Genomic DNA, 25,922 nt, shown 5'->3' with positions numbered 1-25,922 from the left:
CACCTCGCACACCGAGTGGGGCGGCCACACCACGTTCGGCCAATTGGTAACCCTGGAAGTTGATTCGAACACCGCCCGGGAAACCGTGCCCGCCCCCCCCAATTTCCCGGGCCCCCCGGCTCCCGCCTTTCAGGGCAGCCTGTAGAAAGATTCTGATGACAGATTTCGCGCAGTACGACGGTTTCAAGAGGGACTTCGACTTCTATGTCGGGCCCGCCCGGCCGGACGGCTTCCGGACAAGAGAGTTCGGCGACCGCCTGTGGGCGGACGTCTCACGCCTGCTGGGAGTACCCTTCGACGGCGCGACGATCACACCCGTCGCCGACGACGGATACAAATACTGGTTCGAGAACGAGGATCTGAGCGCCTCAGTCTACTCGGGTCCACTGGAAGGCTCCGGAGTGCTGGACCAGTTGCCCGCGATGCTCACCGTGATCTCGCGGTCCATGGACGTCGCGAATTCGGAGCTGGCGGAACGGCTCTACGCCGGGCTGACCGCGTCCGACGACGCCTACCTCGTGGCGGTGTTCGAGGACAACGGGATGCCGATCGCCGCCAACTTCGACATCGGCGACGACTGGTGAGTCGCCTTGCGCGCGCAGCCGGATGGACGGCGGCCGTCGCCGGGCTGGTGCTGGTCCCCGGCTGCGGAGACGCCGTTGAACACCCCGCCCGATCCGCCGCCGTGCCCACGACGCAGGCGCCCTTCGCGCAGGACACGGTACGTCAGGAGATGGACGCTGCCGTCGTGGCGGCCGGTCTCCCCGAGGGAGAGACCGAAGCGGGCTTCCCGAAGCCCCGCCACTCGGCCGGAGCGGCGGCCACGGAGAAGGAGCAGAAGGTGGCAGCCCTCGCGGCCCGGCTGTCACCCTGTGTGGTCACCTGGTCGTACGACGATGCCACGGGCGCCTCCGAGGCAACCGCTGCCAAGGCCCGTCGGCAGTTCGCCGCCATGCTGGCCAACCTTGGCGCCCACGGCTGGAAGGAGACGACGCCCACCGAGGACGTGCCGACGGAGAACGGCGGTGTCTACGTCATAGCCACGTACAAGAAGCGGGGCTGGATCCTGAACGCCCGGCACAGCAGCATGCACCCTTGGGTCGAATCCACCGCCATGGTGACGAAGGAGTCCTGTTTCGACAGCCTCACCGACGAAGAGACGGGCATCCTGGAGGACGTGGACTGACATACGTTGGTGCGCGTGCCGTTCAAGGCCGCTGCCGCCGCCACCCCCGGCAGCACTGTCAGCACCTGGACCCGGCCCGCGCGCAACGACAGGCAGCCGAATCCGCACAGGGGACGCGGGGGGCGGCGACAAGCGGGCTGACTTCAGGCGGCGACGGTGCCGAGGGCCCGCGCGTCTATGACTGGCGCCGGTCCAGCACCCGGTGATCAGGGGCGGCCGGGCGCCGTGCAACTGGACCAGCTGTCCAGGGACACCTTGTGGCCGGAGGGGCAACCCACAGATGAGGCGGCGCCTGGCCCAACGTCCAGGGGGTTATCAACGCGCTGCGCTAGCCGGTCGGCGTGCCGTCGGGCCTGGCGTCGAAGGTGAGCACCGCGGCGGCCCGGGCGTCGTCGCCCAGTGTGGTCGGCCGGGCCCTGCTCGGCGGGGACTTCAACGACCTGCCCCCGGCGGAACAGGCCGCACACACCTGGCCCACCGACCACTACGACACTGCGGGCACGAGTACACCGACCGCATCACGATCTCCCGCGCCCCGGCCCGCACCACCACCATCCGCAGCATCAGCAAGACGCCCAGATCCGCCGCCCGGGCCTGACCTACAGAGCAACTAGCGGCGCTCCCTGTTCTGATCTCGGCTGTGCCCCGCCCGCTCGAGGTGATGAGCTAGCGTTGGAGGGACGAACGATGACCACCGCCACGGATCAGCCTCAGCGGACCCGGATCACCAACGACGAGAAGCAGGCACCTGGCAACCGGGCAGTTGCGGCGCCCTAGATGCGGGGCGTAGCGGGGATGCTCGAGATGGTGAGCAATTGCCTCGAGCAGCGGGTCCGGGCCGGTGACGGCGATGGTGAAGACAGGGCGCGCGGGACTGTAAAACGTTCGGTGTAACTCCTGATCAAGGAAGTGCACCGATGACCAGTGAGAACGTGTCCGAGGCCCAGTCCGTCGAGATGCCTGAGCCGCAGCCGTCGAAGGCGGTGGACGACCAGCTCATCGACGAACTGGTGGGCCGGGCCCAGGTCGAGGGCCTGCAGTTGACGGGCGAGGGCGGGCTGTTGCAGCAACTGACCAAGCGGTTGCTGGAGTCCGCCCTCGAGGGCGAGATCACCGACCACCTCGGCTATGACAAGCACGACCCGGCCGGCAAGAACGGCGGCAACTCCCGCAACGGCACCCGCGGCAAGACCGTGCTCACCGAGGTCGGACCGGTCGAGATATCCGTGCCCCGCGACCGGGACGGAACCTTCGAGCCGAAGATCGTGCGCAAGCGGCAGAAACGCCTGTCCGGCGTCGACGAGATGGTGATCTCTCTGTCCGCGAAGGGCCTGACGACCGGCGAGGTCCAGGCCCACCTCGCCGAGGTCTACGGGGCCGACGTCTCCAAGCAGACCATCTCCACCATCACCGACAAGGTCATGGACGGCATGGCCGAGTGGCAGAACCGGCCCCTCGACGTCGTCTACCCGGTCGTCTTTATCGACGCGATCCACGTGAAGATCCGCGACGGTGCGGTGGCCAACCGGCCGATCTACGTGGCTCTCGCCGTCACCACAGAGGGCCGACGGGACATCCTGGGCCTACGGGCCAGCGACGGCGGTGAGGGCGCCAAGCACTGGATGCACATCCTCACCGAGATCAAGAACCGCGGCGTGAACGACGTCCTCATGCTCGTCTGCGACGGTCTCAAGGGCCTGCCCGACGCGGTCGAGACCGTCTGGCCCAGGACGATCGCGCAGACCTGTGTGGTCCACCTGCTGCGGAACTCCTTCCGCTATGCCGCCCGCCAGGACTGGGACAAGATCGCTCGTCTCCTCAAGCCCGTCTACACCACGCCGACCGAAGAGGCCGCCCTGGAGCGGTTCGCTGAGTTCGCCGACGCCTGGGGCAAGAAGTACCCGGCGATCGTCCGGCTCTGGGAGAACGCGTGGGAAGAGTTCACCCCGTTCCTCCGCTTCGACACCGAGATCCGCCGCATAGTCTGCACCACGAACGCGATCGAGTCCGTGAACGCCAGGATCCGGCGGGCGGTCAAGGCACGCGGGCACTTCCCGAACGAGACCGCCGCCTTGAAGTGCGTCTACAGGGCCATCATGAGCCTGGACGCCACCGGCAAGGGCCAGGCCCGCTGGACCATGCGCTGGAAGACTGCCCTGAACGCCTTCGACATCACCTTCGACGGCCGACTCTCCGCAGCCCGTCAGTAACCCCAACCACCCTGGTTACACCGCTCGTTTGACAGACCCAGGTACGTCTATGCCAGTCCAGTGAGGGCATGGAATTGCAGGTCGGAGCCTCTTGGTCCGGGTGGGTCTGACCAGTTGGTGATGGCTGTGTGACACGTGGGTGATACGGCGAGACCCCACCGAGGTCCGTCCGGACGGGATCTCTGCGCGGATCCGTGAGACGGCGAAGCCGCACCGGAGCACTCCGGTGCGCTTCGCCGTGAGGTCGAACGCGGTGGCGCACAGGACGCGTTCGGCTCCTCACTCAGTCAGATTCCTACGTTGCTTGTGGAGACGACGGATTTGCGATCGCATCCGCTGGACAGGGCGGGGCTGGCGCCAGAAGAGTCTCGTATCAGGGACCATTGAAGCTCCGCCGTGGCTGCGACCACGGACCGACCCGGAGTTTCAGTGCCCCGTCACCGTGGTGAGGGGGTCGTGCTCATGCGCGCAGCTCTCGCAGGAGCCGAGGGTGTACGAGGCAGGGAAGGGATCGGAAGCGGGCAGGGGTACGCCTTCCTGCATGAGGCAGCCGTTCAGGTCGGCCCGCGGCAGCTCCGCGTCCATCTGGGTGCCGATGAAGACGAGTTCCTGCGCATAAGGGTTGGCGGTGTCACGAGCAGAGCAAGGCTCGAAGCGAGCCTCCGAACCGGCCTGCGGCCACAGTCCCGTCACCCAGGGCCGGCTGGCGAGGGTGAAGAAGCCCTTGGACCTGAGGACCTGCTCGTAGGCGCCGCTGCCCGGAGTCTCCGTCACCAACGTCCAAACCGTCCGGGGTGGAAGGGCTTCCGGAGCAGAGGACGGACGAGGAGATGGCGTACTGAACGAAGTTTCGAAGGAAGGCGTGAACACCGTGTCGCCGGGCACAAGGGCTATCGCACCGAGGTCCTGAAATTCGGAGCTGGTCGGGATCTTCCCGCCAAGGGACGAACTCAGGCCCTTGTGAAGCTCATACGCACACGCGCCTGAGCCGGAATTGACGATGGGGTTTAAAATGATCATTCTTGGCCTTATTCTGCTGATCATCGGCCTGCTTGTCGGCATGGGTCTGCTGACGACGATCGGTGGCATCCTCATTCTGGTTGGCGCCATCCTGTGGATCCTGGGTGCGACCGGTCGCGCGGTCGGTGGACGCAAGCACTTCTTCTAGCCTCGATCTTGCATGACGGTCCGCCGACGGAGTCGGTGGACCGTTTCGCTTTCTGTGGCGGATGGTGGGCATGCTGGCGGCCCGAGTGTCGCGTCGGGTGGGCGCCGGGTTCCACTGCTCCGGGCTGGGTCCTCTTTTCGTAGGGACAGGTGAATCCGCTGGTCAGCCGGGGATCGGCAGTAGGGTGAGCCGTTCGAGGGCGGCTGTGATCTCCTGGGTCCAGGGCCAGTGGCGGGCAAGGCGGAGGACGCGGCGTCGGCCGGTGGTGACGAGCTGGCCGGCCGCGGAGAACAGACGGAACCGCAGGCGGCGCGGTTCCCAGAGCCTTGCCTGGCCGGTCAGGGCGAGCATGGGGATCCAGGCCAGCAGGTCGAGAGCGATCTGGACGATCTCCAGCCAGATGCGGTTCTGGGCGGTGTCGTGCAGGGGAAGGTTGCGCAGGCCGGTCGAACGTGCGGCCCGGATGCGGTCCTCCGCGTGGGCCCGCAGCCGGTGGCGGAGCTCAAGCTCGGCGATCGGCCGGTCGGGGGTGTTCGTGGCGAAGCAGGTGATGCGCATGCCGTCGGCGTCCGTGATTCTCAACTGGGCACCGGGGTGTGGCCGTTCCTTGCGGACGATCAGCCGCATGCCCTTGGGCCAGCCGCCCAGGACGTCACCGGCGAGTTCGGCGACCCAGGCTCCGTCACGGACCTCGCCATCGGCCTCGAGGGCCGGGGTCCAGGCCGTTGCCGGGATCTTGAGGACGTGGCTGTGGGTGGCCTCAGTGATTACCATGCCGACCGAGTAGGACAGCCAGTGCCCGCGCTGGGCGAGCCAGGCGACGAACTCGTGAGTGCCGCCTGCGGAATCGCAGCGAATGAGAGTCTGCCGCCCGCGCCGGTACTTCTTCGGCAATTGAGCGAGGGCCAGTTGGGCGGTGACGATGTGGTCGGCCGCCGTGTTCGAGCCCGCGTTGCCCGGCCTCAGCAGGGCCGCGACGGCCTCGCCGGTTCCGCCCGGGCCGTGATCGACGAAGGCCATCAGCGGGTGGTGGCCGTAGGTCTTCTTCCATGTCGGGGTGGCGTCCTGCTTGTCCGAGTGCGCGACGACCAGCACTCCGTCCAGGTCCACGGTCACCCGCCCGTCGGCGTCCGGAGCCCGGCCCGCAGCCAACCTCCAGACTCGGCTGCGGACTTCGGTCCGAGCCGCGCGGATCGCGGGCAGGGCCTTCCCGCCGGTGGTGGCGAGGGTATCGATCAGGCGGGAGACCGTCGGGTCGGAGGCCACCGGTCCGAACACGGCCGGCTCGGACCGCAGCAGTGCGACGTCGGCGAGGCAGTCCCCACCGAGCGCGACCGCCAGCGCGAGGTCCAGCAGAACCTTGCCCGGATCGTGGACGGCCCGCGGTTTTCGCCAGGGGGCGAGCGCTGCGGAGATGGCCCGGTCAAGGCCGATCTTGCGGGCTGTTTCGACCAGCAGGACCGAACCGGCCTGCGAGACCACGGCTCGGCCGTCGTCCCGGACACGGACATGGGGGTAGGACCCGGTAGGCTGCTTCACCTGGAAAGTGCCTCCGACAGGGGCGGGAACAAGGACCTCAGCAATCCTCATTCTCGCTGGTCAGAGGCACTTTTCGCTTACCTGACCGCCTGTCGGACAGCCCGCTTCATGAAAGCGCGAGGCTAGTGGTGGGATGCCGGTCGACGACGGCGATGAAGCGTGTAATTCGCTTGCGCTCATTTGGGGCGAGCTGACCGACTGGTTCGAGCTGAGGCCTGCGGAAACAGATCAGGCGAAGGCGCATATGATCACCGCCGCCCGTGAATGGCTGGTCGTCGAGGGCGGTCAGGAGGCTGAGGCGCTCTACTTCGACCGTTGGCTCCACGACATCCTTGGGTTCGAACGCCGTTCGGCTCCACCTCAGGTCCAGGAGCGATCTTGAAAACCGTCGTGGCAGCGATGTCACAGTGGGTTCAAATCCCACACCCACCGCAAGTGAACGGCCCCTGACTAGGAACATAGGTCGGGGGCCTTCGCCTTTGCTGCTGCACGCACGCGCCCGCTGTCCCCGTGGTTTCCCGGTCTATCGGGTACGTGAGGGGCACGACCGTGGGCCAGGCGTGGGCCAGCAGCCTCACCGTCGTCCGCGAACTCGACTACGCGACCAAGCAAGCCGACTGGGGCAACAGGCTCGACCTCACCTGGGTGGCGACGAAGACCAGGTCCGGGTCCACGGCGAAGTTCGCGACGACCCGACGCGTGGTATCGGACGCCTGATCACGATCGACGGCCAGCACCGCATCCTCGGCGTCCACCTGGAGAAGAAGCGCATCACGGACGAGGTCTCCCACATCGACCGGGAGATACTCCGCGCCAACGAGGCCAAGAAGGCGAAGCTGCAGCAGGACCGTGAGGCTCTGATCGCTCGTATGCAGCGGCTCAAGGACGAGTTCGTCGGGATCGACATCTACGTGGAGCCTGACGGCGTGAAAGGCCAGCAGATGTTCGTCGACGTCGCCGACAACGCCAAGGGCATTTCCGGTGCCGTCCGGGCCCGCTTCGACACCTCGCGCATCGCCAACCGCACGCTCAGCGACATCGTCACCCACCCCTTGTTCCTGGGCAAGATCGACATCGAGCGGGACCGGATGACCCTGACCAACCGCGACCTGATGGGTGCCAAGCACGTCGCGGACATCACGCGGGCTGTCATCGCCGGTCCTGGTGGCCGCGTCAGCAAGAAGGTCGAGTCGCTGACCGACAACGAGGTCATCGAGAGCGTCCGCGGCTTCCTGGATGTCATCTCCGTCGCTTTCACCGCGCTCGCGGAGATCACCGAGGAGGACGTGGACAACTACGAACCCTCGCTCTCCGAGAAGAAGAACGAGCCGCCGGCGCCCGCCACCAAGGCCATGAGGCTGCGTGAGTCCTCGCTCCTGGGATCGGTGGGCATGCTTCGCGTCCTGGGCGGCGTCTACCGCAATCTGCGGGAGGAGGGAGCCGAGGACGGGGACATCCAGGAGTTCTTCAAGCGCCTCGACCGGCACATGGCCGCTCCGGTCGCCGAGGACAGCATCTGGCGTACCACGGCCGCGAACGAGGACTTCGAGCCGAACGCCTCCGCCCCGATCATGCGGCAGCAGAACGTCGTGCACCTGACCAAGGTGATCACGGACTGGTACAAGAAGGCCCCGGCTGCCCTCTGACCCACCGGCAACGGCAAAGTGCCTCCGCATCCGGCCGGATTCCAGGGGCCGTCGCGACTCAGTGACGGCACCCCGGCCCGCACGACCGGGCTCGGCGGGCGTCAGACGCGCCCGCCCTCGTCAATCTCATTGTTCACAGGCCCTGGAAACATCGTTCAGCTGCCGATTCGATCGCGCATGCGGCTGGCGGGGAGAGTGGAGAAGGTGTGAAGATACGGCATGTGTCGCCAGCTCATGAACTGCGCCGTTGGTTTTCCAACCAACCGTCAAAATCCTCGCAGCACCTGCTGGCCTTCCTCGCGGTCGTCCATGGTCACACGTTCCGATATGAGGGCGAACCGACACAGCAGGCTCGCGCGACCGCCTCAGGTATGCGTTCCTGGGTTGCCAAGGCTCCCGCTAACCTGCTCCTGCATATCGCCGAGGTCGGACACGAGATGGCCGATAGGATGGCCCGTCAACACGGTTTGGCCGGACAGGGCCTGCCCCAGGCGGATGCCGAGGGCCTGAAGTCGACGTTCGCGGCTCTGCCGCCGTCACTCGCATGTCTGACCCTCCACTGGTACGCGCTCACCGACGAGAACCCGCCCGAACGTCAGGGCGTCCTGGAGCACTGGGACGCCCTTTGGGAAGCCGCTGCGGCCCCGGCACCGTGGCCCGAGCCGCCGAAGCCCCGTCGGCGCCACGCCAGGGCGGGGACACGGCCGGCCGGCACGGTCCCGACCTCGCAAGAGATCCAGCACAGCACACACTCCCAACTCGCCGACAAGGAGCACCCAGTGCCCGACGACCCCGCCAAACAACTCGTAGCCGCCGCGCATCGACTGCGCAGGGAGGGTGAGGTACTGGCGGGTCGGCTGGAGAGCCTTGCGACGGACATCCGTAGGGGTCTGGGCGCGAGGGACGCTCAGGTGTCCGCTGCTCTGGACGCCTGGTTCGGTCGACGAGCCGAGACAGCCGAGTTGGTTCTCGGCCTCGACGGCGACACTCGCTGGACGGACGAGCAGACTCATGACGATCTCGACCGGATTCTGGCGGACGTTCGCGCCGCGAAGATCCGTGCGGAGATCGGAGCAGCCGCGGCCGACCGGGCGCGGCTCGTCACGATGCTTGCCGGGACGAGCAATCCGGGCGTGCTCAGCGGGCTGCAGGCGGCGATCGGCGCCCTCGACACCCGGCTTGAAGAGCTTCGGGCGATCGACGGGGTTCCGTCCGAACCCCGGTCGGCAGCCCCAGCTGCCGGGGAGACGTTTCCTGCATTCGACACGACGGGCGGGGCGGCGGAGAGCACGCCGGACGAAGAGCCGCTCGCGGAGGCGGGCGCGCACACCATTCCCGCCGCGGTCGAGGAGAAGGCACCACAGCGAGAGTTCGCCGCCCGGCCGCCCGAGCCGGGCATGGGTGCCGAGGCACCGGTTTCCGAAGGGGCGGGTTCGGATGGCGAGGAGACGGAGCCCGCGACAGATGCCCGGGTAACCGAACGTCAGGAGGTGCCGCTCGCGGCAGCCCTTTCTACGGCAGCGGCCGCGCGGACGATGGACAGGCCGGAAGAACGTCTCGGACAGATCGCCGCCCTTCCGCAACCGCGCACCGCGCGGTGGCAGTCGGCGGCACCGCAGGCAACCCTCCCGCCTGCCGGCTCGCAGAAGACGCCGGACGAGGACGAACGGGAGGCCGCCGCCCCCGGCGGGCCGACCGCGACCGCCGGGACGACCGGCATCTGGACGCGGACAGGCGATCACCCCTCCCCGACGGAGACGTTGATCGCCGAGGGCAGGCTGGCGGAGGCCTACTGGCTGAGCCGGGCGGCCGGGGAACGGGAGGAGCGGTGTCACTCCCTCGCCTTCGCCGCGTCGGCATTCGGGCTGGCACCCGGTCAGCAGGCGGCGATGACCCTGCAGCTCAACGTCGAGGAGGAGCGCGGCCCGCTGTCGACCGCAGAGGACCGGGACGGATACCTCGTTGCCCTGGCCGCCGCCGTACGCAGCGGCCTGCAGGCGGGCTGGGCGCTGCCGATCGTCAACGACTTCGCCCAGCTGCCCGGCCTGCCCGAGGTCTGGAACGAGCTGTTCCGGATGCTGGCCCAGGAGGTCCGCAGGGGGGTGTCGGTTCAGCCGGGCGAGGAGTTCAGCCTCAAGCAGGACGACACCGTCGATCCTATGGATCTGGGTGACCGGGCGGAGGCCCTCAAGCGCCGTCTGCCGACCAGCAAGATCGCCTACCAGCTCGCCTCGCGGGTGCTTCAGACCCTGCTCAAGGACGACGCGGAACTCGGGCGCACACTCAACCTGATCACGGCATGGTCAGTAGGCGGGGCAACCCCTGAACAACTGCGCAAGGATCTTGAGGAGACCTACGGGGAAGACGACTCCGTCGACCGGATTATCAGGGACACGACACGCCGTGTCAGTTCCCCCAACCAGCGAAAGACCAAAATCATTGCTACGGCTCTGGATCAACTGCGCGGGCGCATCGGAGAGGTGACGATGCTTCTGCGTGAAGCGGTGCAGGTTGCTGAGATGCCGCCGCGCGGTGACAGCCGGCGTCTTCGCGGTGAGTTGGTGGCTGCGGTCCAGGCGGCACTGCAGGCGGCACCGTTGCCCGGCCCGGGCGGCGAAGCAGTGCGGTTGCTGATCAACTGGATCAATGCCGGGCCGTCCCCGGTCCCGCCGGGGACCGTAGGCGGGTTGCCCAGTACCGACTCGCTGCTCGTCCTTCCGGGCCTGACCTGGATCACGACGGCCGCAGGTCAGGACGTTCCAGACCTGTCCGCGGCAGGCACGCTGGACGCCCTGCTGGAGCTCCCGGATCCGGCCGACCCGGGGAAGGCGTTCGCCGTCCATATCGGCCGCGGTGACCTGCACCTCGCCGAACGGCTCGTCGAACTCGTGGAGACGGGCCGACTCCACGCGGTTTCGACGCCGGAAGCAGGCCAGGGGGAAGCGCTGCGGCGTCGGCTCGGTGACGCCAAGGCCGAGTGGCGTGTGAAGGCCGGCGCGGCCTTGCGTGAGGCCGCTGACCTCTTCGCCCAGGTACGCCTGCAGAACCTGCTCACCCCCGAGCAGGAGAGCCACCTGGCGGCCCAGCTCCTCGATCTCGAGAACTCGGACAACCCCCTGCGGTTCCGTCGGCGGCTGGAGCAGGTGCGGGACGTGGTCACCCAGCTGAGCACCAGGGTGTCGGAGAAGACCGACCAACTACGCGAGCAACTGGCCGAGCTAAACCTGGGAGAGGCGGACGTCGCCCGGATCAGCGGCCTCATCGACCGAGGAGACGTCGCTACTGCCGAGGAGTTGCTCTCCTTCGCCCGCAAGGGCGAGAGCATTCCGGAACAGGCCGCTGAGACCGGAGCGGAGATGGCCTCCTTCTTGGAGGGCGTGCGACACCCGGACGCCCCCAAGGCCAGCAGCACGGGAGTCAGCGCGCGCTGGTGGTTCGACCACTACGCACGCGGGCGCTCCCGGCAGGCCAAGACCGACGCGGCCACGGTGGCCCTGGAAGCCTGGGACTCGCTCGGGCGACCGAACGAGCGCCGCAACTCCTTCCAGAAGCACGTCCCCAGCGTGCTGCGCATGCTCGGCCTGAGCATCAGGGGGCCGGTCCGGCTCGGGGACCAGGACCGGAAGGACTGGCAGGTGATGACGCTCTCGATCACCGCCGAGATCAGCGACAATGTCCCCGGTTACGTGTCGCGGCTCGGTTCCCGCGCCGGTGGCCTCTACCGAGTCCTCGTCGTTGCGAACGAGGAGCTCGGCCCGGACGCCCTGCTGCGTCACCTGCCGGAGGCCGCACTCGGCGCCAACATCATCCTCTACCTGCAACCGCTCGGCATCGGTGGACGGCGACGCCTCGCGCAGGCCTCGTACCAGAAGCCGCAGCAGGCGATCGTCGTCGACCCGGCCGTCTTCGGCTGGATCGCCGCGGGCGAGGCTCGTTCCTTCCGCGCGGTGCAGCGGGTGACGCTGCCGTGGGCGGCGTACCGACCGTATGAGCCTTTCCAGGCCGGGCAGGTCTCCGCCGAGGTCTTCAAGGGCCGCGACGACGAGAAAAGCGCGATCATGGCTCGAGAGGGCGGTCTCTTCCTCTACGGCGGGCGGCAGCTGGGCAAGTCCTCACTGCTCCGGCAGGTGGCGGACAGCTTCCAGGCGGGGCACGGAGGCAACCAGATCGCGGTCTACACGGACCTTCGCATCGCCGAGATCGGGCTCAGCCGGCTCCCGAACGAAATCTGGAGCGTGCTGGCCGAGCAGCTGAAGCCTGTGGGGGTGCTCGACAACAGCACGTCGGGGAACGTGGTCCCGGCCGCCGTCGCCGCTCGGATCCGGCAATGGCTGGACGAGAGCTCGGAGCGGCGCATTCTCTTCCTCGCCGACGAGGCGGACGCCTTCCTCAACGCCGACGCCCGGCCCGTCGATACGGCCGGAGCGCAGTCCACCTTCCGGACCCTCGCCAGCCTGATGCAGTTGATGGCAGACACCGAACGCCGCTTCAAGATCGTGTTCGCGGGTCTGCATCAGGTGCAGCGGTACAACCGGCTCACCAACTCCATCACCGGGCACGGCGGTGAGCCGGTCCTGGTCGGCCCGCTGCGCCCGAAGGCTGCGGTTGACCTGGTCGTCGAACCGCTGGTCGCGGTCGGGCTGTTCTTCGAGAATCCCGACCTTGTCTGGCGCATCCTGGCCCTGACCAACAACCAGGCCAACCTCGTACAGATCGTCTGCGAGGGGCTGGTCGAGGAGATGCAAAGCCGCGCCCTGTCCCAGGACGGCGGGCGTCCCCGGATCACCGCTGCCGACGTGCAGAAGGTCGTCGCTTCCGGAGGCATCCGGGACAAGATCCGCGACCGGCTTCGGCTGACCATCGACCTGGAAGACCGGTACCGTGTTCTGACCCTGATCCTGGCCCTGCGAAGCCTCACGGACGGCTACGCCCGCGGTTACACGCCCCAGGAGTTGCAGGAACAGGCGCACGGCGTATGGCCGGACGGCTTCCCGGAGCAGAACGGCGTGGACGAGGTCCGCACCGACCTGATGGAGATGGAGGGCCTCGGCCTTGTCCTCCCGCTCCAGGGACGGAGTAACAGCTTCGTCATGCGCAGCCCGAACATCGTCAACATGCTAGGCACCCGCGACGAACTCGACGCGGAACTACGCACCAGCGAGTTCACACAGAAGTACGACTACAACCCGCGCGTGGCCCGCCGGTCCATCGGCGTCGACCGCCGTCAGGTCATGCGCATGAGCCCGCTGACGGACGAGCAGTGGTACGACGCGCTCTCCCGGCGCATCACGATGCTCACAGCTACGGAGGCACTCGGCGCCGGAGTCCTGGGCAAAGCCGCGAAGCAGCACGCCGGAGAGGGCCGCCAGTTCGTGTCGGTGCCGACGGCGGAACTGGCACAGACCGTCACCAAGTGGGCCCGGGAGCACACGCCGCACCTGCTCTTCCTTGACCTGCGTGGCGTTCCCTCGGCGGACGTCCGGGACGCCGTCGAACGACTCGCCAAGTACGCCTCGGCATCGGAGGAGGACGGCAAGGAGATTCCGCGGCGGCGCACGCTGGCCGTCGTCGACCCACTGACCGCGTCCGGTCTTGATCTCCCGGAGGTGTTCCGAGTTCAGCCCCGGCGTTGGAACACCACCAGTCTCCGCGCGTGGCCAGAACAGCCGTTCGTCTCGGCCCAGGAGCGGCGCAACCTCATTGAAGCAACCGGGGGCTGGCCCGCCATCGTCGAGCAGACCATCGCCCAGTACATCCACGGCGCCCCCCGGGAAAACCTCTTCGAGGCGATGCGTGGCCGCATGGACGACCCTGGTCCCGCCTCCGACCACCTGCGACGGGTCGGACTCTCGGAACGCCATGTGCGGCAGATGGCCGCCTGGGCCGACATGTTCAGCCTGGAGGAGCACCGCCAGGGCAAGGCCCATGCCGTTCCCCAGGATCTCGCCGTCGTGCTCGATGACGACCTGGACGAGGCTGAGGCACTGCTGGCGGATCTGGAGGCGCTTGGGATCCTCGACGACGATGGCGAGAGCCTCACCGTCGACAGCGTCACCTTCCGCGCACTCCGGACCGTGGCGGGGCTGCAGGACGGGTCGATGTGACCGAGCTCATCGCACCGGTCGGCATCCTGTCTCCTGAGGTCGTCCTGCACTTGCCGGGTGCGCGACGCCACTGTGCGCGGGTCCTCGCCGACCTGCGCGCCGGGCTCACCTGCGTCTGGCTGTTCCCGGACAACGAGGTGGAGTCGGACCGCGCGGACCGCGCCCTGGAGGCGGTGATCCACCGCCTTGACGACGTCGTGGACGTACCACGCAAGGAGACGCACCCGCGTCCCCCGCTGCGGACGACCACGCCGGACCCGCGGTACCTGTGGGATGCACTCGGCACCGAGGGGGGACTCGGCACCGAGGGGGCGCCTGTCGCTCGGAGCTCCGAGGACAGCTTCGACATTGACGACGGCTTCGGCGACTGGGACCCGTTCGGCCTCTCTGGACGGGTCGACAGCTCCGGCCCGTCCGAGGCTCGTCCCCTCGGTGCAGCCGCCGCTGCCAGGCCCTCCGATAGCCCGGTCACCGACATCGCCGTGCGCCTTGCCGACAGTCTCAATCTGCACGGAGACCTGGTCTCGGAGCTGGTCACCGACCCGGACCGCCGTGCGCCCGTGCTCGTCGTCCGCGCGTGGGCCGAGGCGGACCCGCTCGCCGTGTCCCGACTGATACGTCGCTTCCAGGCTGCTGTGAAGGAGGCCGGCCTCAAACCGGGCGATCGGCCGCGGCTCCTCGTGGCCTCTCGCCTACAGGACCTGGAGGAGGACACCGTGGCGCTCCTCGACGGAACGGTCTCGAGACCACACTGGTGGTGGGGCGTCTGGAGCCACCTCGACACGGCCACGGTGGTGGCCGATGCCATTCCTCATGCGGGCGTCGGGCATGCCCACGACCGCATGACGCCCGGAAAGCTCATCCGGCACGCCCTGCGCTGCGAGACGGTCGTCCAAGCAGCCGGCCCCGATTTGGAGCTCGCCGTGAAGCTGGCCGACACCTGGAATGGCAAGATCAAGGACCTTGCTTCCGCTCTGCGTGAGTGCTGCACCGACCCCACGTCGCACGGCGCCTACGGCCGCGCGACGTCCGGCGCGGCATACGCGCAGCTCCCCGAGCAAGGGCTGCGCGAGGCATGGTCGGCCGGGCTGGTCGACAGTTGGGAGGGGCAGATTCGCCGCAGTCCCCGCTCCGGTGTGGCGACACACGGCGGCTCGGAGCTCGACAAGTTGGTGTGGCAGGCCCAGAACCGCGTGCTGCTGCCATTGATCGACGACGTCCGCCTCGGCTTCATCGAGCTACTCCCACGCATTGCGGTACGCGGCATCGCACGACTCGTCGACACGTACGTCCGGCAGTCCCTGCGTGGCGCCAACGGTTCGGCGGCAGACCTCGCGTCCATGGAACTCGGCGAGCTCTACGACGCGGCGGTGCACCGGGACATCGACCTCACCGAGGTTCAGTTCCGCCAACTGCGCACGCTCCGGTGGGCACGCAACAAGCTTGCCCACCGCACACCTCTGGACGATGCTCTGCTCCGAGACCTGCTGGAAGCGCTCTCCCGCTGCTGACGTCTCGCGTCCCCATAAGCCGTCGCCAAGTCCGAGTCAGCGAGTTGACAGGGTGTCTCATCGGCGGGAGGGAAAACTTCACCGAACGAAGTGTCGACTGCCACCCATCGGAGGCGTACCTCGAGCAGAGCACCCGCGATGTGACGCCTCATAGGATGGCTCGATGGGAGGACCGGCGAGGCCGGTGACGGCTGGCCCTGCCCGATGTCCTCCTACCCAAGGTCTGGTAGAGCGCGTGGACCTTGCCGTCGCCAGCGGTTCGGCGCCGCGCCAGTCAAGGCGCTCGCCGATCCGGTGACCGCAGTTTGCCAGGTAGAGGAGCGGGGCGCGCTTCTCTGGTGCATCGTGCCTGGTCAGACATGATGCCCCCGGCAGGATTCGAACCTGCGACACCCGCTTTAGGAGAGCAACAGTGCCTGTAGCCAGTGGCTCCTACCTGCATCTTTCGTATTCATGGTGACACCTGGAGTGTCTGTGAGTGCAGGTTTCGCCTGTGGTTCACGGCTAGGAGCACGGCTACCTCAGGAGTTTCGATCTCCTCCTGGGTGCCCCTTCGGCGCCGTGTCGATGCGGGGACACGGGGAGTTGCCGCCGTTCAACGCGCAATCGCCACTGACTGGCCCACGGCACTGAGCATCCTCGGCATCAGCTAACGAACGAGCGCCGGTACGAAGAGTACCCCGGAGAGATAGCCGGGATACTGCTCTAAACGTCAGCCGGTAACTGCCCTCTGACACCTTCTGCTCGTACACGGTGCCGCACTGGAAGCACAGCGCAACGTCGTTACCCGGCGGGGGTGTAGTGGTGGTGGGGGCAAGTGCAGCGGCGCACGAGGAGGATTCCGCCGCCGTGGGGCAGCGGTACGTCCTCGGTCTGGCGGCACTCGCAGTGCAGATCCCTGTAGTCCGGACGCTGGGCCAGGGCACACTCGGCGGACATGGTGGAGGTATCGACGGGCGCGCTCATCCGAAGATCCCCCCGCTGCCGAACGAGTTCATGGCGCGGGTGTGCTCGCGCATCGCCTGGATGCGCTCGTCTTCGGTTGCGGGCCGGACGCGAGTAGGGTCGGCGTCCCACTCGCGTCCGCCGGTCACGGGGCGCAGCTGGACGTACGGGCCTTCGTGGCCCATGACGTACCCCAGCTTGTTTCTCTGGGTGTCGATGACGGGGGCGCCCTCAGGCCGCTGCTCCTCGGCCATTACTCACGGCCCTCTCGCCGGAGTGCCTGGGCCAGGCGGTCGGCCACGTCGGCGCGGACCCGCCCAAGTTCAACGAGCTTCAGCGCGGGTGACGCCGGGTCGACCCGCAGGGACGGCAAGACGATCCCGGCCTCGTCCAGGGCTGCTCTCAGGGCTTCCACCGCCGCGAACGGGTCGACGTCCCGCTTTTGCTTCGTAGCCATGAATTGGACGCTAGAAGTGGGTGGTTGCCTGACGATATGCTGTTTTCTCGTGTTTGCTCGACGGGTGGATCAGATTGCTGGAGTTTTCTCCTACGCCCTGCCTCACCCCGTAGTGCCGACCTGGGGTCCCGTCCATGCTGATTGGATCAACGCCCCTGGAAGGGAGAGCGTCCATGGCTCGTCAGCTACGCTGCACCGGCACGGACAGCAAGGTCGACGGCTGCCCTGCCCTGCACACGGACGTCCAGTCCGGTGAGATCGTCGTTCAGGGCACGCCGGTCACCGACCCTGCAGACCTCGCACAGCTTCAGCACTTCGGGCCGGACGAGGCCGCAGTGGTCGTGCCGCGCGAACTGCTCGTGAACTGGGGACCGAAGGAGATGGAGCGGGTGCCCGAACTGGTCGACCGGGACACCTTCCGGCGCCTGTTCGAGACGTTCGAACACACCGCCTGGCGCCTGGAGACCCGGCGCGGCTACGCCTCCGACCGGCAGGACCCGGACTATCAGGCGTTCCTGGACACGGGGACGTCGACCTGCGACCCGGACGAGCCGTGGTTCATCAACATCCGGCGCCAGACCGAGGCTGGCAAGCGGGTCGGCCGGGTCCGCATCGCCGACAAGGCGCCCACCACTGAGCAACTGTTCCTGCTCGACTACGCCAGGCACAACGCGGCAGTCGGCGAGGACATCCGCTATCTGTGGCGTGAGGACGCGGACCGGGCCGGTCTGCCCGCAGAAGACTTCTGGATCTTCGACTCACGTCTCGTTGCCCTGCTGCACTTCGACAACGACGACAACCTGCTCAACATCGAACTGATCACGGAACCGGCGGAGGTCGTGCGGTGTTGCATCGCACGGGACGCGGCCATGCACAACGCTGTGCCGTACGAGCAGTTCGCCGCGCAGGTGCCCCAGGCCGACTAGCGTGCGTGACCGGTGAGCACTGACTACCAGCAGGCACGGGCAGCGCTGGGGGCGCGGCTCCGGGAACTCCGCTTCTCGTGCCCTGGCGGTCGGCTCACCGGTCAGCAACTCGCCGAGCGGCTCGGCTGGCCGGGCTCCAAGGTGAGCAAGCTGGAGAACGGCAAGCAGACGGCTACCCCCGAGGATCTGAGGGCGTGGGCCGACGCGACCAAGCAGCCGGACGTGTACCCCGAACTCTCGGCGAGGCTTGCCGGCTTCGAAAGCCACATCCGGTCGTGGCGCCGTGCCCTGGCGAACGGCTTCAAGCCCCTGCACGAGAGCCTGACCAAGGAGATCGACCGCACCTCAGAGATTTGGGTGTGGGAAGAGTCGGTGATCGCCGGTCTGTTGCAGACCCCCGAGTACGCGCGCCACGTCATCCGGCGGTACGCGGAGCTGCTGGGGTCGGCCAGCGACATCGAGGACGCCGTACGCGCCCGGGTACAACGCCAGGAGTGGCTGTACCGGTCCGGCCGCAAGCTCCACGTGCTGATTTGGGAGGCCGCATTGCGCTCCCTGATCTGCCCTCCCTCGGTACTCGCCGCACAGCTTGACCGGCTGACCGGCGTGATCGGTATGGACACGGTCGAGCTGGGCATGATCCCGTTCACCGCCTCCGTGAAGATCGTGCCCGCCAACGGCTTCTGGGTACTGGATGACCGCCTGGTCGTTGCGGAGGACTGGCACGCCGAACTGTGGCTGGACGACGCCGACAACGTCGCCCTGTACACGAAGGTCTGGAAGACCCTGCGCGAGTCCGCCGTCTACGATGCTGACGCCCACAACGTCATCAACGCGGCTCGCCGTGCACTGAGCCCCCGCTGAAGGCTGGCAGTCGTGGCGTGGGTGAGGCCGGAGTATCCGAATCGTCGTTGTCATCGGCGCCGGTGGCTGGCTGAGGCCCCCGGATTCCCTGCCGACCACGCTGACCGAGGGCAGCCCACGCTTCCTTGTTGGCGATCTTGTCCAGCGATCGGGTGATCTCCGTAAGCTGCCCCTCGACCGTCTCCCGGTTGACGGCACTTTGGGTTCGCCGGACTTGCGGACCACCACCTCCTTCCTGGTGACACGGGGACGGTGGTGATCAGCTCCTGGCCGTGGAAGACCCGGATGGCGTCTTCGCTCAGGTGGGCGGTGACGACCTGGTGGGCATAGCCGCGACCGAGCTGAACGCGTTGTCCGGCGACCATGAAGCCGCCGACGCTGCTGACCGTCCGCTCGGCGATCTGTTCGGCGGGCGGTGGCAGCTGGGGAGGTGGCCCGGCCGGGCGGCCCCCTTGCAGACGTCCGCAGGCCGAGGGCGGCAGCGGGCTGGGCAGGGTGGCCTGCAGGACACGCTGCTCGTTGAGGACCTGCAGCACTTTGCCGTCGAGCCGGAGGGTGACCCGTTGTCCGGCGAACGGCCAGCCGATCAGGACCTTGTCACCGCCCAGTCAGACGTAACCGACCGCATTCACGCTCCGGTCCACCTCCACCGCCCCCTTCGTCTCCTTCACCAGGCCGGGATCGTCCGCCCAGGCTCCAGCAGGTCGGGCTCCTCCGCCCGCCAGCAGGGCTTTGAGGTCCCGGCCGGACAGCTTCGAGGGCAGCGTCTTGTGCCGGCCGGCGCCGATGAGGACGTGCAGGCGGTTCACGTCGATCCGCAAGGTCACCGTGGTGCCGGCCAGCGCTGGGCCGAACCAGATCTGCTGCCCGCGCAGGCTCAGGTTGCCCGAGGCGGGAACCACCCGTTCCAGCTCGATGGCGCCGACCTCGCCCTCGGCCATCGGCCAGGCCACCGCCACCGGCTTTGGTGCAGACACTGGAACCTCCGGACTCGGAACCGGGTCAAGGCGGGCAGGCAGGACCACCGGCAGCGCATCCTGTTCGGACCGCGGCCGGGGAACGAACCGGCTGGCCGGGACAGCCATGTCCAGGGCCTGATGTGGCCGCGTCCGGTTGTATTCCTCCAGCCAGGCATCCACCGCCGCCTGCGCCGCCGCCAGGTCGACGAACGGATCACGCTGATTGAGGAGTTCGCGCCGCAGGGTCTGGTGGAAGCGTTCGATCTTCCCCGTGGTCGTCGGGGACTGCGGGCTGGTGAGCCGGTGGGCGATGCCGTTCTCCCGGCAGATCCGGTCGAACATCGTCTCCCCCGGCCCGACGACCGCGCCCGGCAGTTGGCTAAGGTCGCCGAGAGCGAGGGCAAGGGCCACATCGCGCTGCGCCTGGCGGGGACGTCGCTGAAGGAGTACCACGAGCTGACCGGACGTCTGTCCTCGGAGCACGCCGGATACCTGCAGATGGAGGCCGACGCGAAGCGGGACGCTCGGCAAGCGCTGCAGGAGGCATGGGAGCAGGTGCGGCAGAGCCGGTTCGCTGAGAGCTTCGGTGTGGCGAGCACGCCGGTGCCGCCCGCCGGCGTGGAGAAGGTCGCCGAGCGGCTCGTGGAGATGCGCTCCGTCGCCGAACGGCGCGGCCACAGCATGGATAAGCGGGACCGTGACGACGTCGGCCGGGCCACCCGGAAGGCGGCCGAGTTCCGGGAGTACGCCGCCGGTCACCGCCGCCAGGCCGCCGACGCCCGCACCGAAAAGACTCTGCGCGCCACGATCGCCGCGAAGTTCCCGGATGTACGACCGGGAGGCCACCGCGTGCCGGGCCCACCAGCAGGCCCAACAGGCGAAGCAGGCCGCTCAGCATCAGTCGGCCACCGCCGTGCACCCGCAGCCGGACCAGTCCACTCTCCCCCTAACCTCGCGCTTTCACGAAGCGGGTTGTCCAAGAGCTGACCAGAAACGAGGAAAGTGCCCTTGACCTGCAACGATAGGAGTTGCTGAGGGTCCTGTTAGCTGCAAGGAAAAGAGCACTTTCCAGGTGAGAGAGCCTATCTCGTCGTACCCGCGTGTCCGTGTCCAGGGAGACGGCCGTCAGGTGGTCTCGCAGGCCGGTTCGGTCCTGCTGGTGGAGACGGTCCGCAAGGTGGGCCTTGACCAGGCGATATCCGCCGCACTGGCGCCGTGGCGGAGGCCGCGGGCCGTCCACGACCCGGGGAAGGTCGTCCTGGACCTCGCCCTGGCGGTCGCGCTGGGCGGGGACTGCCTGGCCGATGCCGGCATGCTGCGGGCCGAGCCGGCCGTGTTCGGGCCGGTTACCCGACCCGACGGTCTCCCGCCTGGTCGATACTCTCGCCGCCTCCGGCGACACCGCCCTGCAGGCGATCCGGTCTGCACGGGCCGAAGTCCGCGAACGCGTCTGGCGGTTGGCCGACCGGAAGGCGCCAGACGCGGACGGGACGGTGACCATCGACCTGGACGGGGTGCTGGTGATCGCGCACTCCGACAAGCAGGACGCCGCCCCGACCTGGAAGCGGACCTACGGCCACCACCCGCTGATGGGTTTCGTCGACCACGGCCCGGGTGGCACCGGGGAACCCGTCGCGGCCCTGCTCAGGCCGGGGAACTCGGGGTCGAACACCGCCGCCGACCACATCACCGCAGCCCGCCTGGCCCTCGCCCAGCTACCGAAGAAGTACCAGCGCGGACGGCAGACCCTGATCCGCACCGACTCCGCGGGCGGCACCCACGACTTCGTCTCCTGGCTCGCTCAGCGCGGGCGCTGGCTGTCCTACTCCGTCGGCATGGTGATCACCGACGCGATCCACCAGCACGTGCTGAAGGTCCCGACGTCGGCCTGGACACCGGCCGTCGAGCCGGACGGCGAAATCCGGGACGGCGCCTGGGTTGCCGAGCTCACCGGCGACGTCCTGGCCGGCTGGCCGAAGGGCATGCGGCTGATCGTCCGCAAGGAACGGCCTCACCCGGGGGCCCAGTTGAGGCTCACCGACGCGGACGGCATGCGGTTGACCTGCTTCGCCACCAACACCATTGCCCGGCCGATCGCCGACCTCGAACTCCGTCACCGGCTGCGGGCCCGGGCCGAGGACCGCATCCGGGCCGCCCGGGCCACCGGCCTGCGCAACCTCCCCCTGCATCACGCCGCCCGGAACCGGGTCTGGCTCGAGATCGTCCAGATCGCGTTGGACCTGCTGGCCTGGATGCCGATGCTCGCCCTGACCGGCAAGACCAGGCTCTGGGAACCCCCGCCGCCTGCGGCTGCGCCTGTTCACCGCGGCCGGGCAACTCGTCACCACCGGGCGCCGGCGGATCCTCCGTCTCGCCCGGCACTGGCCCTGGACCAGCCGCATCACTGCCGCCCTCGACCGGCTCGCCCAACTCCCCAACCCCGGCTGACCAGCAGGTTTCCGTCCCGACGACAGCACCACCCTGCCCGGAGCAGCGGAACCCGGCGCCCACCCGAGGCGACACTCGGGCCGCCGCCCTGCCCGCCCTCAACCGCAGAACGCCAAATGGTCCGCCAACTCCGTCGGCCGACCATCAAGAAAGATCGAGGTTAGCAATGTCCAGCTCGGAGCGGCCAGTCCAGGGTGGCAAGTCCTGCCGGCCCGGCAATGTGCACACGCTGCGTGTCGCCGGCAGTGTGCACGATGTTGGTGACCGGTGCGGCGGTGAGCAGGCAATGCACGAGGCGTCCCGTGAGGGGGCTCCCACAGCCGCATGCCGGTGCCGTTGCTGGCTGCCAGCAGCCAGGACCCCGAGGGCTGGGGGAGTGCGGTCATCACAGCGGTGTACGGGGTGTCGATACGGCCCACCCGGCTCCACCCCTGCGGATCCCAGAACGCGATCTCATGAGGGGTGGCGATGGCCACCACGACACGATTCTTGGGCTGGGGGACGAGGCAGAGGGCGGTGACCGTGTTGCGGTAGGGCAGCGTGCGTTCCTTGACGAGTTCGCCACCGGCCGCATCCCACACCAGCAGCCGGGGAGCGCACCGTCCCCGCCACCAGGCAGCGGCCGGCGGGGGAAGGCAGCGCCAGCAGCGCGCTGACTGGCCCGGTGCCAGGCAGCGGTCTTACCTCGCCGGTGACGGCGTCCACGATGATCGTCCCGCTGTGGTCGGCCACCACGAGAGTGGGTTGCCCCATCCGGGAGCTGCACGGCGCAGCAGCGGGCTTGCTCGAACGAGACGGGACACGAGGGGAGGGGCCGGTGATGCAGTCAGTGTCCTGTGCCAACGAACTTTGACTGTTTGTCACTCAAGTTGGACCGTTAATCTCCTGTGTTGAGAAGGAGGCCCTGGAGAGGCGCTGCGCTTGTAATCTCAGTTGCATGGCTGAAGTGAGTAGCGGGGGGCAGCCTGTGCCTGGCGGCAGCGATCCCAGTTCTGTGACTGGTTCCGACGGTGATGCTCCTGCGGACCCGACATCTCGAAATCCGGCAAACTCCGACGACGCCTCTACTGACCCCACAGAGCCTGCGCCCACTTGGGCGAAGTTCGGCAGGGGAGTGGGTGCGGTGGTCACGCTCATTGCCGCACTCGCGGGGCTGATTCTGGGGGTCAGGGCGGAGCAGCGTGCAGGCAGGGAGGAGGAGCGTGCCGTTTTGGCGGAGATGCAAGCGGCTGAACTGAACCAGAAAGCCTTCGCTGAGCAGGTTGACTTCTACCGAACTCCGTCTGCGGTGGTCGTGATGAACGGCAACCCGCACCCAACAGAAATGCGTCTCCTTTTGCCGGGCAGGCATCTTTGGTGGGCTTTGGGTTCACTTGCGCCCTGCAAGCAGATCAAGATCCCCACTGACTCTCTGCGTGGCAGCTTGCGTGCCAAGTTGGGATCCGTGCAGGTCACCGATGAAGAGCTGTCATCACTATCGTTGGAGTTCCAGGACCCTTACCGCAGGAGCTGGGCCCGTACCGGCGGGGGAGCCCTGGCCCGCTCTACTTGGAGACTTTCATCGCTCGTGCACATGGTCGACCTTGCAGAGGGCTGGAACAAGGCCCCAGAGGACTCACCCATTTGTGGTGCCCCTTGAGTACGTTGTGGCAAAGGGAGTCCCTGTTCGATGAGCAGGGGCTTCTTCGTGTGCGGGGCATGATCGCGGCGGGGTAGGGGCAGGCAGCGGGCGGCTTGTTGTCAGTCGAGGAGGTCGCGATGCCGTCGGTGCTGGGGTTGATGGAACAGCGTGAGGCGCGGGCGAGGCAGGATCTGCAGTCCTGGACGGAGGTCCTGGAACAGGCTCAGGCGGAGGTGGATGCCGCGCGGGAGCGAGTCGAGCGGGCCTGGGTGGGGCGTGAGGAGCTCGTGTCGGTGCTGGCCGAGGAGAGCCCGGTGAATACGCCGGTTTCCGTGCCGTCTGGTGGTGAGATGGCTGTCGCCGTGGGATCGAGCGGCCCCGGCGCGGGGCATGGCGAGAGGCCGCCGGTGTGGCGTCAGGCATGAGCGAGGAGGTGCTCAGCGGCCTGTATAGGGAGGTGTTCGCCGCGGTGGTGGCTGCGTCGGGGCCGGTGAACGGGGTGGAGTTGACGCGGGCGGTGGGCCGGGAAGCGGAGATCAAGCCTGAACCGGGTGCACAATCGGGCGCGACTGGTCCGTGCGCTCTACGAGCGTTTTGGACCGGCTCCAGTCCGCGGCCGCTGCGGCTGACGAGGCGCCGACGGCCACACCTCGGCGATGTTCTGTGACGATCGTGACGGGCGGTTCCGGAGGTCGGTGCCACCGCCCCCCGCCCCCGCCACCGTCGGCACCTGGCCTCGCGCCGGACTCCGCACGGGTCAAGGACGGTTACCCAGGGCGGCCTGGGTGAGCAGACGCTCCCATGTGCGCGGGGAACTGCTGTGGTGCTGTGCCAAGGCCGCAGCGAGGTGTGTGCGGGGAGTGCCCGGTGACGCGCCGAGAGCTTCCGCTGCGATGGAGTACCGCACCATCGCCGGCGTCAGCTGAGGAGGAGACGGTGACCACCCCGAGCACCCGCACCGACGTGGTGATCCGCACCTACGGGCCCGGCCAGGTCCCACCGCTGATCGACACCCTCGCCGACATCTGGGCGGACAGCCACCCGGAACTGGTCGACAACCCAGGGGCGGAGGCAATGGGCCTGTCCGTGCCTGCACTCCACCGCGGATCACCGGCCACCTCAATCACCCCGGCTTCGTCCTAGTCGTCGCATACGCCGGCGGCAGCGCCGTCGGCTTCGGCTATGCATTCCCCTGCTCGCCCGACTACTGGTTCGGCCCATTGGCCGATCAGGTCCCCGAAGGAGCCCGCCAGGAGCCGCTGATGGGCCTGTGTGAACTGGCCGTCCGGCCGACGTGGCAGTCCAAGGGCATCGGCACCCGGCTGCACGGCGCTCTCCTTCAGGCCATTGTCCCCAAGTGGTCCTCGTTGCTTGCCCTGCCCTCGAATCGGCGCGGGCAAGACCTCTACGCCCGACTCGGCTACAAGTACGCGGGGCTGTATCGCAACACCCCTGACGGCCCGGAGTTCGACCTGCTGCTCCTCCACGTTCAGGACGACGCCTGACAGGACGCTGCACCAGCGCTCACCGGCCTACAGGGAGAGGGCCAGTCCTGAAGCGGCAGCGCTTCTGCTGCGCTGAGTCGCCATGACGGCTACAAGCAAGTCGAGGCACCGCGGCGGCGTTGAACCGATGGGGCAGGGGCTCCACAGCTTCTCAGGGTCAATCCGGTGAGGACGACGCCAGGTGTCGTACGCGTCCCGGGCGCCCTCCGCGTTGTCAGGTGGTGGCGCGGATGGCACCCAGATGGCGGGAGCCGCCTCCAGGCAGCGGCCGGCGAGGACCGGTGTGGCGTCGTCTTCGCGGTGGTTTCGTACCGAGCGGCCAGCGGGGCGGGCATCTCCGTCGGCGTACCGAACGAGCGCTGGACGCCACTGGGCCCTAGCGTTGACCCTGCCCTGCTCCTGACAGGACGGCTGGGCATCTGGCGGCCCTCACCTCGCGCCCTGGAAGAGGGCCGCCCTCTCTCAGCTTCGCTGGCACGCAGGACTGGGGCCGTAAGCCGAGTGGTGAAGGCTGCCACGGCGGTCGCTGGCCCCTTTGCGCGGCCCGGGCGCGGGCGTGCGCGACCCTTGGGAATTTCGTAGGCTGCTGTAGGATCTCGCGGTTCACGTCCTACGAGGGGACTCCGAACTGCGGCTTTTGTGGGATCTCATGCTCGTGTCCAGCCGTTCAGTCTCACGACCGTGTCCAAATCCTCGACATGGGACTTCGGACTGGATGGACCGACCAAGCGACAACTGGCTGGCCCCCTGCCCACATGAGGCTGGCTCACGCCACAACGCCGGACATGCAGTTGTCATTTGACAGCCGGCTTGGTCGCGATCAATGCGTTGAC

The 25,922-nt window shown here is 68.0% G+C and carries 21 protein-coding genes and 2 pseudogenes; 16 read left to right on the top strand and 7 right to left on the bottom strand.

The window, feature by feature from the left end; translation table 11 throughout:
* Positions 1–155 precede the first annotated feature (155 nt).
* The gene (locus tag ACFRAC_RS24895) at positions 156–584 is read left to right on the top strand and encodes a hypothetical protein (protein ID WP_382927605.1); all 429 of its coding nucleotides are present in this window, start codon (positions 156–158) and stop codon (positions 582–584) included.
* 101 nt (positions 585–685) lie between these two features.
* Entirely contained in the window at positions 686–1,186 is a 501-nt protein-coding gene (locus ACFRAC_RS24890) for a hypothetical protein (RefSeq protein WP_382927601.1), read from the top strand.
* Positions 1,187–1,852: 666 nt separating this feature from the next.
* Here the strand turns inward: ACFRAC_RS24890 and ACFRAC_RS24885 are convergent.
* Positions 1,853–2,101, bottom strand: coding sequence for a type I-E CRISPR-associated protein Cas5/CasD (locus ACFRAC_RS24885; protein WP_382927598.1), 249 nt, complete (start codon positions 2,099–2,101; stop codon positions 1,853–1,855).
* Positions 2,102–2,142: 41 nt separating this feature from the next.
* Between ACFRAC_RS24885 and ACFRAC_RS24880 the strand changes: the two genes are divergently transcribed.
* A complete protein-coding gene (locus ACFRAC_RS24880) occupies positions 2,143–3,396 on the top strand; it encodes an IS256 family transposase (protein ID WP_382927647.1) in 1,254 nt (417 codons plus the stop codon).
* Between the two features lie 426 nt (positions 3,397–3,822).
* Here the strand turns inward: ACFRAC_RS24880 and ACFRAC_RS24875 are convergent, their stop codons facing one another.
* Positions 3,823–4,170, bottom strand: coding sequence for a GTP-binding protein (locus ACFRAC_RS24875; protein ID WP_382927593.1), 348 nt, complete (start codon positions 4,168–4,170; stop codon positions 3,823–3,825).
* Between the two features lie 238 nt (positions 4,171–4,408).
* Between ACFRAC_RS24875 and ACFRAC_RS24870 the strand changes: the two genes are divergently transcribed.
* On the top strand, positions 4,409–4,564 hold the full coding sequence (locus ACFRAC_RS24870; RefSeq protein ID WP_010059700.1) for a hypothetical protein: 156 nt from the start codon (positions 4,409–4,411) through the stop codon (positions 4,562–4,564).
* Between the two features lie 162 nt (positions 4,565–4,726).
* On the opposite strand, the gene ACFRAC_RS24865 is transcribed toward ACFRAC_RS24870, so the two are convergent.
* Positions 4,727–6,103: an IS1380 family transposase gene (locus ACFRAC_RS24865; RefSeq protein ID WP_382927587.1), complete on the bottom strand. Its 1,377-nt coding sequence runs from the start codon at positions 6,101–6,103 to the stop codon at positions 4,727–4,729.
* Positions 6,104–6,236: 133 nt separating this feature from the next.
* On the opposite strand from ACFRAC_RS24865, the gene ACFRAC_RS24860 reads away from it, so the two are divergent.
* From ACFRAC_RS24860 to ACFRAC_RS24845, 4 genes are all read left to right on the top strand, one after another.
* Positions 6,237–6,485 carry a hypothetical protein gene (locus ACFRAC_RS24860; protein WP_382927585.1) on the top strand — a complete coding sequence of 83 codons (249 nt, stop codon included), beginning with the start codon at positions 6,237–6,239 and terminating at the stop codon, positions 6,483–6,485.
* Positions 6,486–6,807: 322 nt separating this feature from the next.
* A complete protein-coding gene (locus ACFRAC_RS24855) occupies positions 6,808–7,749 on the top strand; it encodes a DNA sulfur modification protein DndB (protein ID WP_382927645.1) in 942 nt (313 codons plus the stop codon).
* Positions 7,750–7,955: 206 nt separating this feature from the next.
* Positions 7,956–13,853, top strand: a complete 5,898-nt coding sequence (locus tag ACFRAC_RS24850; RefSeq protein WP_382927582.1) for a hypothetical protein — start codon at positions 7,956–7,958, stop codon at positions 13,851–13,853.
* Positions 13,850–15,364, top strand: coding sequence for a hypothetical protein (locus ACFRAC_RS24845; RefSeq protein WP_382927579.1), 1,515 nt, complete (start codon positions 13,850–13,852; stop codon positions 15,362–15,364). The genes ACFRAC_RS24850 and ACFRAC_RS24845 overlap by 4 nt, the downstream gene beginning before the upstream one ends.
* A gap of 783 nt (positions 15,365–16,147) precedes the next feature.
* Here the strand turns inward: ACFRAC_RS24845 and ACFRAC_RS24840 are convergent.
* From ACFRAC_RS24840 to ACFRAC_RS24830, 3 genes are read right to left on the bottom strand one after another with little or no spacing between them, the layout of a single operon-like run.
* Positions 16,148–16,330: a hypothetical protein gene (locus tag ACFRAC_RS24840; RefSeq protein ID WP_382927575.1), complete on the bottom strand. Its 183-nt coding sequence runs from the start codon at positions 16,328–16,330 to the stop codon at positions 16,148–16,150.
* Entirely contained in the window at positions 16,327–16,563 is a 237-nt protein-coding gene (locus ACFRAC_RS24835; protein WP_382927571.1) for a hypothetical protein, read from the bottom strand. Before ACFRAC_RS24835 ends, ACFRAC_RS24840 begins: the two co-directional genes overlap by 4 nt.
* Positions 16,563–16,766: a hypothetical protein gene (locus ACFRAC_RS24830; protein WP_382927568.1), complete on the bottom strand. Its 204-nt coding sequence runs from the start codon at positions 16,764–16,766 to the stop codon at positions 16,563–16,565. The genes ACFRAC_RS24835 and ACFRAC_RS24830 overlap by 1 nt, the downstream gene beginning before the upstream one ends.
* Positions 16,767–16,939: 173 nt before the next feature.
* Between ACFRAC_RS24830 and ACFRAC_RS24825 the strand changes: the two genes are divergently transcribed.
* Both ACFRAC_RS24825 and ACFRAC_RS24820 read left to right on the top strand, forming a co-directional pair.
* Positions 16,940–17,692, top strand: coding sequence for a DUF6879 family protein (locus tag ACFRAC_RS24825; protein WP_382927565.1), 753 nt, complete (start codon positions 16,940–16,942; stop codon positions 17,690–17,692).
* A 12-nt stretch (positions 17,693–17,704) separates the two neighbouring features.
* Positions 17,705–18,556 (top strand): helix-turn-helix domain-containing protein, encoded by an 852-nt coding sequence (locus ACFRAC_RS24820; protein WP_382927562.1) that lies wholly within the window; start codon positions 17,705–17,707, stop codon positions 18,554–18,556.
* Between the two features lie 204 nt (positions 18,557–18,760).
* Here the strand turns inward: ACFRAC_RS24820 and ACFRAC_RS24815 are convergent.
* Positions 18,761–19,869: pseudogene (locus ACFRAC_RS24815) on the bottom strand (integrase core domain-containing protein); the annotation flags it as partial.
* 21 nt (positions 19,870–19,890) lie between these two features.
* On the opposite strand from ACFRAC_RS24815, the gene ACFRAC_RS24810 reads away from it, so the two are divergent.
* From ACFRAC_RS24810 to ACFRAC_RS24785, 6 genes and pseudogenes are all read left to right on the top strand, one after another.
* Positions 19,891–20,502, top strand: coding sequence for a hypothetical protein (locus tag ACFRAC_RS24810; RefSeq protein ID WP_382927650.1), 612 nt, complete (start codon positions 19,891–19,893; stop codon positions 20,500–20,502).
* Between the two features lie 85 nt (positions 20,503–20,587).
* Positions 20,588–21,963, top strand: a pseudogene (locus tag ACFRAC_RS24805) (IS1380 family transposase).
* Between the two features lie 1,123 nt (positions 21,964–23,086).
* Positions 23,087–23,602, top strand: a complete 516-nt coding sequence (locus tag ACFRAC_RS24800; RefSeq protein ID WP_382927559.1) for a hypothetical protein — start codon at positions 23,087–23,089, stop codon at positions 23,600–23,602.
* A 119-nt stretch (positions 23,603–23,721) separates the two neighbouring features.
* Positions 23,722–24,009, top strand: a complete 288-nt coding sequence (locus ACFRAC_RS24795; RefSeq protein WP_382927556.1) for a hypothetical protein — start codon at positions 23,722–23,724, stop codon at positions 24,007–24,009.
* A 511-nt stretch (positions 24,010–24,520) separates the two neighbouring features.
* The gene (locus ACFRAC_RS24790) at positions 24,521–24,727 is read left to right on the top strand and encodes a hypothetical protein (protein ID WP_382927553.1); all 207 of its coding nucleotides are present in this window, start codon (positions 24,521–24,523) and stop codon (positions 24,725–24,727) included.
* Positions 24,691–25,089, top strand: a complete 399-nt coding sequence (locus ACFRAC_RS24785; RefSeq protein ID WP_382927642.1) for a GNAT family N-acetyltransferase — start codon at positions 24,691–24,693, stop codon at positions 25,087–25,089. Before ACFRAC_RS24790 ends, ACFRAC_RS24785 begins: the two co-directional genes overlap by 37 nt.
* Positions 25,090–25,922: the final 833 nt, after the last annotated feature.

The organism is Streptomyces sp. NPDC056628 (assembly GCF_042792555.1).
Lineage (GTDB): Bacteria > Actinomycetota > Actinomycetes > Streptomycetales > Streptomycetaceae > Streptomyces.
This window is presented reverse-complemented; position numbering and strand designations above follow the sequence as displayed.

Excerpts from the sequence above, each read along its gene's own strand:
- ACFRAC_RS24860 (WP_382927585.1), top strand. The coding sequence starts at position 6,237 with ATGCCGGTCGACGACGGCGATGAAGCGTGTAATTCGCTTGCGCTCATT.
- ACFRAC_RS24825 (WP_382927565.1), top strand. The coding sequence starts at position 16,940 with ATGGCTCGTCAGCTACGCTGCACCGGCACGGACAGCAAGGTCGACGGC.
- ACFRAC_RS24830 (WP_382927568.1), bottom strand. The coding sequence starts at position 16,766 with ATGGCTACGAAGCAAAAGCGGGACGTCGACCCGTTCGCGGCGGTGGAA.
- ACFRAC_RS24880 (WP_382927647.1), top strand. The coding sequence starts at position 2,143 with ATGCCTGAGCCGCAGCCGTCGAAGGCGGTGGACGACCAGCTCATCGAC.
- ACFRAC_RS24870 (WP_010059700.1), top strand. The coding sequence starts at position 4,409 with ATGATCATTCTTGGCCTTATTCTGCTGATCATCGGCCTGCTTGTCGGC.
- ACFRAC_RS24835 (WP_382927571.1), bottom strand. The coding sequence starts at position 16,563 with ATGGCCGAGGAGCAGCGGCCTGAGGGCGCCCCCGTCATCGACACCCAG.
- ACFRAC_RS24895 (WP_382927605.1), top strand. The coding sequence starts at position 156 with ATGACAGATTTCGCGCAGTACGACGGTTTCAAGAGGGACTTCGACTTC.
- ACFRAC_RS24840 (WP_382927575.1), bottom strand. The coding sequence starts at position 16,330 with ATGAGCGCGCCCGTCGATACCTCCACCATGTCCGCCGAGTGTGCCCTG.
- ACFRAC_RS24795 (WP_382927556.1), top strand. The coding sequence starts at position 23,722 with ATGCCGTCGGTGCTGGGGTTGATGGAACAGCGTGAGGCGCGGGCGAGG.